Genomic DNA, 1,462 nt, shown 5'->3' with positions numbered 1-1,462 from the left:
TTAATCTTAAGGTCTCATAATACAATGTCATTAAAGCATTTAATAAAAAATGCCCTACATAGCGTAGGAATAGATATTTCTAGGGTAAGTGAAAATAAGCCTCCGCCTGTTTTAGATGACCTCCGGGAAACGATACACAAACAAAACATTGGTCGCCCTTCTGCTCATAACACCCCTATAAACAAATGTCGCACTGTAAGCGGACTATCGTTTGGAGATTTTGGCTGGCACCCTTTCGTGGAACTCACAAAGCAACTAAAAAGAAATGAGAATACGAGCTATAGAGATTCAATCTTAAAGCAATATTATACGGCATGGACTCCAAGCAATAGTTACGACGCTTTACTAGGAACTAAAGCGCCTCTTTATTTAAAAGAATACCCGGCATATACGCTACACCACCCCCTACAAAACCTTTCCCCTGATGAAAGAGAAGCTTTTATGCGAATAAACATAAAAGATGAAAACATGTGGTCTGCAAATTCAGATATTACTGAAAATGAAGGCTATGGCCTGCAAGGCCCAGTATCCGAGCGTAAAGGGGAAATAGAGTTCAACAGAGTTCGCAAGCTTTACCTAAATATTAATCGCAATGGTTATCGGAGAAACCACAATGATGGCGATATAACTGCAATAGCAGTCCTTCATAAAGGCGAAGAAAGATTCTTAATTTCCCATGGACAACACCGTGCAGCAGTGGCGGCTGGACTAGGTTTTAGCCACGTGCCAATGAAGATAATAAGCGTTTACGATACCCAGCATGTAGAGCATTGGCCCCAAGTATTCACTAACTTTTGGTCCCCTGAGGAAACTCTAAGCTACGTAGAGCACTTGTATTCATTTAATGCGAGGGCTTGGGCAAGATCACTCAGGCTTGCTTCTAAATAGGCATATTTGAATCCGTAGCGCCCCTATTTAATCGAAAAACACCGTACCCATTAAGTAATTAAGAATCACTTTTCTTCACTTCAAAAGGTAGCAACGTATTTTTTACTTGATAACCGTTCCCCTAATACTCTCGAACGGAGGCGGGTTACTTGGTGCTTTATAATCAACCGGACCAATGTAGTGGTCAGCAATTTCAATACTATCGATATAGACATACCCACTAGCGTCATTCGTATGCTGCCAATTGCCGATAATAGACATTGCACTAATTGCCCCATATGCCACGTCAATTCGCTCAACCAAGGGTTCGCTATTATTTTCACCTACAGAAGATAAATAGAGCTTATAAATACCATCAGCAACACCATCAGCAGTCTCTCGCACAAAAGTTTCTTCCAGATAATACCAACGGCCCCGTTGGAACTGAAAACCTGGAAAAGCCCAACGACTATTTGAAGAAGGAGTCTGAACCGTTAAAGTTTCATCTCGATCGACATCTAAAACTGGTATTGCAGTCTTATTTTTAAATTTGTTGTAACCTAGCTTTAATCCAATGTTTGGCAGCACTGCGGCT

Annotated in this window: 2 protein-coding genes; one reads left to right on the top strand and one right to left on the bottom strand. The window is 41.0% G+C overall.

Annotation, left to right across the window (positions count from 1 at the left end; all coding sequences use genetic code 11):
• The coding region (locus tag A3751_RS11520) for a hypothetical protein (RefSeq protein WP_231876882.1) at positions 1-888 on the top strand (888 nt) is incomplete at its 5' end.
• A gap of 102 nt (positions 889-990) precedes the next feature.
• Here the strand turns inward: A3751_RS11520 and A3751_RS22825 are convergent.
• Positions 991-1,462, bottom strand: a 472-nt coding sequence (locus tag A3751_RS22825; protein ID WP_197466290.1) for a hypothetical protein, incomplete at its 5' end; no start/stop codon positions are given.

Source organism: Oleiphilus sp. HI0080 (assembly GCF_001635135.1).
Note: the sequence above shows the minus strand (reverse complement) of the source record. Positions and strands in the feature narration are given on the sequence as shown.